Here is an 8108-nt window from a genome sequence, read left to right on the forward strand (position 1 = left end):
AATCCTCGGCGAGGTCACGTCAACCGAATGCCGAAATTACTTCACCGAGGCTGGCTATGCCCAACCTAAATTCATCCCGCTCTAGTCCCGTCGCGCCGGTCAGTCGACCTGTTTGGTGCTCACCATGACCGGCCGGATCGGCGGCGCCGGCGGCAGCAGTTCGCGGATGTCGGCGAACGGGAAAATAGGTTCGAAGCGGAACGCCTCGGCCAATGAACCTGGCTCGCCGTTGCACTGGCCGGCGCGAAAAAGGTTCTGCGTTCGCGCGCCGTCGACGAAGCGCTCGGGATCCTGCGACTGATGCTTGCGAATCGCACTGGCCTTGATGTCTGCATGCGCGGAAATGTCGACATAATGCGTCGGCGAAAAACCGGTACCGCCCATCGTGTCGGCATGCAGCAACGGGACCGTGAACGAGGCCGCGATGCGCACGCCGTCGGACAGTGCGCGATGGTCGGCATGATAGTCGTTGGGCGCATGCGTGATCGCCAGATCTGGTCCGGTCTCGCGAATCAGCTCTTTCAGCGCCCCGATCAGCGCTGCATCGGCCACCAGTTCGCCGTCGGGAAAGTCGAGGAAGCGCAGGGTCGCCCCGAGCAGCGCAGCCGCGGCCGACGCTTCTGCACGACGAACACGAGCGAGAATTGCGGGATCGCTCGTGCCGCCCTTGGCACCATCCGTGGCTATGGCAAAAGTGAGTTCTGCGCCTTGCGCGGCATAGGCGGCCATCGTACCGAACATGAAGATCTCGATGTCGTCCGGATGCGCACCGAGCGCCAGTATTTTCAAACCACTCTCTCCCCGGAAATGGAAAAACGTGCCGAACGGAATCCTGCTCGCCCTGATCGCCTATGCAAGCTATTCGGGCAGCGATGCCGTTGTCAAAAGCCTGGGCGGACAGCTCACGGTCTTTGAGATCGGATTTTTCATAACCCTCTTCGCCGGTTTCTTCCTCTTTTTCACGCGCCCAGCAGACGAGCGCTGGCGTGATTTCTGGCGCACCAGGCGGCCCTGGGCGGTGCAGGCGCGTGCGTGGGCGGGAATCGCTTCCGGCGTGCTTAGCGTCTATGCTTCACAACCATTCCGCTGGCGGAGTGCTACGCGCTGATCTTCCTGGCACCGCTCTGCGTCACCATTCTCTCCGTGGCGATTCTCGGGGAGAAGGTTGGCCCGTGGCGCTGGCTGGCGGTGGTCGCCGGGCAAGATCATCTTCGTTGCCTTCGACCTGCTGCATCTGAACGGAAAGGACTCGCGGCGTGAACCCCTGTGGCAAAGGAGGGAGCGCTTGCTGGAATTGATCGGCCGGGCGATGGCGTCCTTCAATACAGTCAACACATCTCGGGAGGCGGGGCCGAGTTCTACGCGGCGGTTGATCGTTTGGACCTTGAAGGCATGGTGTCGAAGCGGCCGGGCAGCGTTTACGTTTCATCCTTGGGAAGCGCCATTTTGGTCTACATGGCGACCAAGGACTTCGGACCCGATCTGTGGCCGGCTGATCCGAACAACGGGCGGATGGGCTGCGTATGTTGCGTTGGAAACGGGGCTGATGTCGGCTGCGAATGCTGTTCGCGTCCTAAGAAACCCGTTCATTGGAGATCGAGGCGGAACTTACCTGGCGCCCTTGGGGCACTCTTTGCTTTGCTTGATCATAGAGGACAGGAAGAATCGTCCGACGAAGGCGCTAAGTGCCGCTGTTCAGTTCCCGTCCGGCGTCTCCACAAACCCTGCGAGTCAAGCCGCCTTTCTGGCAACTGCCCTGAACGGATGGTCGATCGTAAAGGCATCAGGTCGGATCCGTTGCTCAATCTGGCTCCAGGTTGCCGGATGGGCGATCGGGAAGCCGGGCCGCGCTCTTGGCGAGAAGGCCCCAACGGCAGTGTTGCCGCGCCCGTTGCGAAGGTAATCGATGAAGATGCGGCCCCTTCTGGCTGCCGGCGCGGCGGAAAGCAGGTAACGATCCGGATGCATTTCGGCGAGCCGATTGGCCAAAGACCGGGCAAGGAGCCGGGCCTTGTCGTGCGTGATCTTTGCCCCAAGCGGGGCCATCAGGTGAATGCCCTTGCCACCGGTCACCTTCGGCCAGCTCTCCAAACCTTCCGCTTCCATGATGTCGCGGAGCGTCAGCGCGGTCCCAACGACTTCATCCCAGTCGACCCTCTTACCGGGGTCGAGATCCAGAACAATGCGGTCAGCATGCTCAATGTCATCAACTGTGGCGTTCCACGGATGCAGTTCCACAGCGTCCATCTCGACCAGTCCCAGCAAGCCGGCAAGGTCGTCCACCCACACGCGCACACCTTCGCCACCCTCACGCTTCTGGACCCGCAACTGATGCACGGCGGCCGGAATTTTCGGCAACGCGCCCTTGTGGTAGAAGGTTGCGCCAAGTGCGTGGCGGACCAGCTTCAGCGGTCTGTGGCCGAGATGGGCGAGTGCCTGATCCGCAACCCTCTCCCAGTAACGCGCAAGCTCTTCCTTGGAGGGCGAGACCGCTTCGGGCAGCAATTGCAGAATGTTCTCGCTGGGAACGCCATGTTTCCGGATTGGCCCGCGTCGCTTGGATCGGGCTGGAGGCTTGCCCGGGATCGGCACGAGGTCTTCGCGCAGACCCTTGAACACGGCCTCGCGCAGCACGCCGCGATCAGTGACGCCGCTGAATTGCACCTCGGCCAGAATGTCCGGTCTCACCCAGGTCGCCTTGGGTTTCACAATGGGCTCTGACAAAGGCGACTTGCTGATGATCAGCGGGTCAAGCCGCTCTCGAACGGATTGGGCAGCGCTCAAGGTGTACCCGCTTCTCGCTTTCCCCGCATAGAGCAGTCGGTCGCCCTCGCGGCGCCCGATGTAGAGCGATGCAATGCGGCGCGGGCGAGCGCCGAGTTTCTCGACAAAAGCGACGATGGGAAAGGTATCGCTCTTGACGCATTTGACCTTGAGCCAACTGGTCTGGACGCCCGAGCGGTAGGTGCCATCAACGCGCTTGGATACGATACCCTCCAATCCCATCCGGCAGGCATGTTGAAACACCTCTTTGCCACTCACCTCCAGATGTTCGGCATAGGTCAGTGTCGGCGCAGTGTCCCTCAGCAGCTTTTCCAGCGCTGCCTTGCGGCTCATTAGCGGCTGTTGCCGAAGATCGCGCCCGTTAAGGTGCAGCAGGTCGAATGCGTAGAAGACGAGCCTCGCCGAGTCTGGATTGCCCAACTCCCTTTCCAGTGCTTGGTAATCCGGCAGGCCAGTGTTACCGAGAACGACAGCCTCCCCATCAATGATCGCGGTCTTCACCGGCAAGCCGGCAGCTGCTTGAACAATTCGTCGATATCGATGCGACCAGTCGTAGCCCCGGCGCGTGAAGGCTCGCGCTTTGCCGCTCTCAATGATCAGCTCGGTGCGGTAGCCGTCGTACTTGATCTCATGGATCCATTCGCCGCCCTCGGGTGCATTCGCGACCAGCGTCGGCGACTGAAACTCAACGAACGAGAGCCTAGTCTCCCCGGCCTTGGAACTCACGGCACGCTCCTGACATCGAATAAAAGCGTGCGGCAAGCGAATAGGTTCCAAGACATAGTTCACCGACCGCTTGTCCGGAAACTGCGTAAACGGGGCTGGGCTGCCCGCCACGTCACGTGGCCGTCAAGCGACCGAGCTATTGGCAGGGAGGGTTTCAACAAGGTCTGCTGGCGCCTCGAGCGTCCAGACTAGGCCGTTGGGGTGGTGCTGAATCCAGCCAGTCCCGCCCATTGCCTGCGGCGCCACACGTGTTAGCACCACTGTTCCAAAGCCGCTGTGCGCGACCTTTTCAATTTTGGAGTGGACCGTTTCGCTCCAGGTCAGCCTGAACAATTTTGTTTCGGCCGTTTCGATCCCCCAGGCCACCACTATTTGTCCTGACACACCTGCCAGGACGCCATATTTTGCCGAGTTCGTTGCCAATTCGTGGAACGCAATGCCGAGATGCTGAACCGCATTAGGACCAAGGACCACGGATGGCCCGGACATCGAGATGCGCTCTTCACTGCCAAAGGGCTTTAACTGTGCCAGCAGCAATTCGAAGACATTGGCGCCCCTCCAATCATCCGAGACGAGGAGATCATGCGAGGCAGAAAGTGCCATGATGCGCTCGCGAACGTCCCGTTCGAAGGCGTCCGGGTTCCTGGACCGCTTGTTGGTCTCCCGGATCATCGACAGAATCACAGCATACTGGTTTTTTACTCGATGATTGACTTCGCGCATTAACGCGCGAATGCGGTATTCGCTTTCTTTGGCAGCTGAAATATCGCGGGCGATCTTCGACGCCCCGACGATGCGTCCTGCCCCATCGCGCACCGGCGATATCGTCAGGGAGACGGGAACGAGGCTTCCGTCCTTGCGACGACGAACCGTCTCGTAGCTCTCAACCCGCTCGCCGTTGCGAATACGGTCCAGGATATAGACCTCCTCGTCTTGCCGGTCGGCGGGAATAAGCATGGTGATCGGCTTTCCTATCGCCTCGGAGGCTGGGTAGCGAAAGAGTCGTTCAGCACCGTGATTCCAACTTTTTATTACCCCGTTCAGGTCCTTGCTTACGATCGCATCGAACGAGGACTCGACGATGGCCGATAGATGCTGGCGGACTTCTTCCGCTTGCCGCCGCTCACTGAGGTCGACGAGCACATTGACAGCCCCGATCAGTTCACCGGTCTCGTCCCGCAAGGGTGTCGGGAAGGGGAGGAAAGGAATCAGCGTACCGTCGGGCCGCTGTGCGATAGCCTCCTGATTGCGGATCGGGCGGTTCTCCTTCAACGCCACGGCCATCGGACAATCTTCATGCGGTAGAGGATTGCCGTCGGGAGTGAACAGGCGAAACGTCACGCACCACTCGTCTACTCCAATCTGCGGCTCGCGCCCGGCAAGTTCGGCCGCCGCGCGATTGTAGAAGGTGATCTTGCCAGACCGATCCGTTGTGTAGATGGCGACGGGAAGCGCCTCGAGAACTTGGTGAAACAGATTGTCTTTGCGGAGCAGAGCCCGTTCTAGCTCGCCGATTGCGAGAGCTGGCCGGCAGCTATCGTCCTTTGAGGCCAGACTTCCCGGTTCCAATTCCATAGTTAGTGCTCGAAATCCGAATGCTGCCGCCGTGATCTTGGATATTTGCGTCCCGCGACCCCGAACGCGGCTGGTAGGGTATGGTTCCATAAGCTCTCCTTTAACTATAGCGTGAATCGACCTCAGGGAGATTGAAGGAAATGCCAATAGGAGGACTTATCGATGTCGTAGCCCCACTGGTAAGTGGATCGGGTTTCGCCGGAGAGTGGCGTAGATCGAGCCGACACACGAAGTGCAGCAATTGATTGGCAAACCAATGCGGAGATCACACGTCGCAGACGATCAAAATCCGCAGGCGATCTGTCTGAAGACGGCTGATCTCGTCGCCGCAAATGTGGAAACAAGGCGCGGCGGCTTGCGCACCGTCCACGCGAGGCAGCGAATTGAGCCGCGCGCGCATCGCCATGTTGATCGCAAACCGACGCGCGAGCACCCCAACAACCGCCAACCCCGGCGAGCCTACGGCTGGGCCTACTCCTTCCGGCTTAATTGCGTGATCACCAATATCCCGCTACTTTCAAATCCTAGCGCGTGACCGGTGCGACGGGTTGTCATGTGTCCCCTCAACAGTCCCTCGCCGCGCCGGTCATCTCTTGCCTGTGGATGATCCAATCCACTAAGCCAGCTTCGATCTGCTCACATCCGCTAAAGTCGTGAATGAGTTATGCGCAGATCATGCCGCTGATCCTGCGGTACGTCCCTAAACAGGACCAAAGCTGGAAATACAGCGCGGAGAATTTCGGCGTCGAAAACGCAGACGGCAACAGGAGCCGGTCCTCATCTTCCGAGATGTGAGGTTGTGCAGTTGCGGTGCAAACCGCCGCCGAACATGGCGAACAGCCCAAAGACGTGATCACTCGTGCCGCCAGTCATCGTGTTGGGCGCGCGGTTGGGTCTCCGAACTGCGCGAGCACCCTTATCGCGTTCGGATAACTGGAATCGAAGATCGCAACGACATCGCGCAGGTCTCCGGCGCTAGTCGCCGCGATCTCCGGCGCCGTTCGCCAGTGATCGCAATAAGCGCGACCGTCCCGATAGAACCGCCCGGTCGCGGCAATGCGGATTATGCCGGCAGAGCGCCCGACTTCTTGGCCGCCCAGGTGGCGATATAGTCCATCAGGCCGGGATTGAGGCAGTCATAGGGTTCCAGCCCGATCGACCTCAACTGCGCACGAATGCCCTCCATGCGGTTCGGATCGACACCCGATTCGATGATCGACGAGACGAAAGCGGTGAAGCCCGGAGGTGACCAGCCATCCTCGACGAAACGCTCGGGGTGGATGAAGGACAGGCCCTTGAACGCGTGGTCGCGCTCGACCGGTCCGTGCATGTGGACCGCAGCCGGTGCAGGCATGCCGCTGGATCAGCGCTGAGGGGTCGACCACCTTCAGCTTGTCGCCGTTTTCGGTGATGGTGACGTCGCCCGTACCTGCCACGGCATCGACCGAGAACAGCGCGCCTTTCTGGCTTCCAGCATTTGGTGCAGCCGCAGGCATGATTGTGCGCGATCTGGCCCTTCACCTTCACCTTGACCGGATTGCTGGTGCAGGCGCAGACCAGCGTGCCGCCGGCAAACGCAGGAACCGAGGACTTTGTCGGATGCGCCACTGGCTTCATGCGGTCTTGACATCGAAAATCGGCCTTTACATATTTTGCGCAGGTCGCTGCCGGTTGCTGGGGTGACCATCCTCAACCACCTGAAATCGTTCAGACAATTGGAGGTTTCGATGAGCGTGAGAACATTTGAGAGTCCCGTGTTCGTGAGAGCTTCGGAAGATCTCATTCTAGAGATCGCTTGCCTTGAGGATGCTTTCGACTTCCTCGACGAATGGCCGAAGCATCAGCGCGGCATAGTCTATGAGACGGCAAAGCGCGCCTGTCACCGCGCCTTCGATGGTCTCATACCGTTGAAAGTCGCGCGCGATGCGTTCGCCGGCTTTGCCCGCTCTGTGAAGATCCTTGAGGACGTCGCAACGACGATGCCTTGGATTACGGCAAGACGGTCGGGAGAGACGGGCGGCGTTGCCGCCTGACTGCTCGGAGGGAGGAAACCATGCTTTCTCAGCCCTTCGAAAAGCCCGTTCGCGTCTGGGTCGGACTTGGCTTGCCCAGGCAGCTGAACTCGGTCGTGGATGCCTACCAGTTCGTCACAGAGTGGTGCGGGAACAGTCCTGAACAAAGGGCGGCGATCCGCGCCTGTAAGGCCGCATTGGCCGGCGAGATCGACGCGGAGACAGCGCGTGGCAGTGTTCTGCAGTTCGCCAGGAAGAAAGACATCCTGCTCGAAGACGGCATGATAACGCCGGTCACTGCTACCGAGCAGCTGCTGCAAGCTTGATCCGGGTGACTTCAGAGGCGGCGGCCCTCGGGCCGCCGCCCAAAAAGTTGCGCCGTGCGAAAACGCCCGCGTTGATGCGCCGCCATGGTTGCTGGCGGTCATGAGCGGGCGTCGTAGAATGCCGGAAGCCATTTTGGAGCCGGTAAGGTTAAGGAGCGCCGCTTCCTTGCTCAATGCAGGAAATGCCAATGAAAACACTTTCGGCTTCGTTGAAAACACTTTCGGCTTCGTTTCCAATTTTCGGAGCGCTCCTATGACCGCTTCGAGCGCCGTATCTTCCTCGGCTAGCACAAGATCGATGCCCGCTTCAGAAATATTGTCTTTCGGCGACCGATCGCAGCGGCAGCGCCAGCTCCCTGCCCCGCGCAGAGGCGACGCCGGAACAAACCCGCAGTCCATGAGCGCAGCAAGGAGGGTCGTAGCGATCTTATCGCTGGCAGCGTCATTGGGGCTCCTTGTCGCGTTGATCGGCCGAGCGGCGGAATGACCTTTAAACCGGCAAAGCAACGTAAGCGAGATTCGTCACAACGGCTGCGCGCGCCCGACCAGAGCGTTGGCCCGACACGCCAGGGCGAAATCATGAATCGTTAACGTTCTGGTAACCAAGCGGGATTCTGTTGGCCGGGAAGGAGACCGGCGATGGACGCAAGCTTTCTCGATCATATTGACGACATTGAAGACCCTC

At 60.0% G+C, this 8108-nt stretch carries 6 protein-coding genes and 2 pseudogenes; 3 read left to right on the top strand and 5 right to left on the bottom strand.

Features of this window, described 5'->3' with window-relative positions:
- Positions 1–99 precede the first annotated feature (99 nt).
- On the bottom strand, positions 100–789 hold the full coding sequence (locus NKH57_RS32740) for a PIG-L deacetylase family protein (RefSeq protein ID WP_352950469.1): 690 nt from the start codon (positions 787–789) through the stop codon (positions 100–102).
- 28 nt (positions 790–817) lie between these two features.
- On the opposite strand from NKH57_RS32740, the pseudogene NKH57_RS32745 reads away from it, so the two are divergent.
- Positions 818–1200 (top strand): annotated as a pseudogene (locus NKH57_RS32745) (EamA family transporter); the annotation flags it as partial.
- Positions 1201–1731: 531 nt separating this feature from the next.
- Here the strand turns inward: NKH57_RS32745 and ligD are convergent.
- The 4 genes and pseudogenes from ligD to gfa form a co-directional block, all read right to left on the bottom strand.
- Positions 1732–3510: a DNA ligase D gene (gene ligD / locus NKH57_RS32750; protein WP_502907365.1), complete on the bottom strand. Its 1779-nt coding sequence runs from the start codon at positions 3508–3510 to the stop codon at positions 1732–1734.
- Between the two features lie 123 nt (positions 3511–3633).
- Positions 3634–5085, bottom strand: a complete 1452-nt coding sequence (locus NKH57_RS32755; protein ID WP_352950471.1) for a sensor histidine kinase — start codon at positions 5083–5085, stop codon at positions 3634–3636.
- 265 nt (positions 5086–5350) lie between these two features.
- Complete coding sequence (locus NKH57_RS32760; RefSeq protein ID WP_156938600.1) at positions 5351–5533, bottom strand: hypothetical protein; 183 nt, start codon at positions 5531–5533, stop codon at positions 5351–5353.
- 615 nt (positions 5534–6148) lie between these two features.
- Positions 6149–6702, bottom strand: a pseudogene (gfa, locus tag NKH57_RS32765) (S-(hydroxymethyl)glutathione synthase).
- Here gfa and NKH57_RS32770 point away from each other — a divergent pair.
- Positions 6678–7118, top strand: coding sequence for a DUF982 domain-containing protein (locus NKH57_RS32770; RefSeq protein WP_352950473.1), 441 nt, complete (start codon positions 6678–6680; stop codon positions 7116–7118). The pseudogene gfa and the gene NKH57_RS32770 sit on opposite strands and share 25 nt — an antisense overlap.
- Before the next feature lie 20 nt (positions 7119–7138).
- Positions 7139–7423: a DUF982 domain-containing protein gene (locus tag NKH57_RS32775; protein WP_023761537.1), complete on the top strand. Its 285-nt coding sequence runs from the start codon at positions 7139–7141 to the stop codon at positions 7421–7423.
- The last annotated feature ends 685 nt before the right edge of the window (positions 7424–8108 follow it).

It is taken from the genome of Mesorhizobium sp. M1050, assembly GCF_040318715.1.
Taxonomy (GTDB): Bacteria; Pseudomonadota; Alphaproteobacteria; order Rhizobiales; family Rhizobiaceae; genus Mesorhizobium.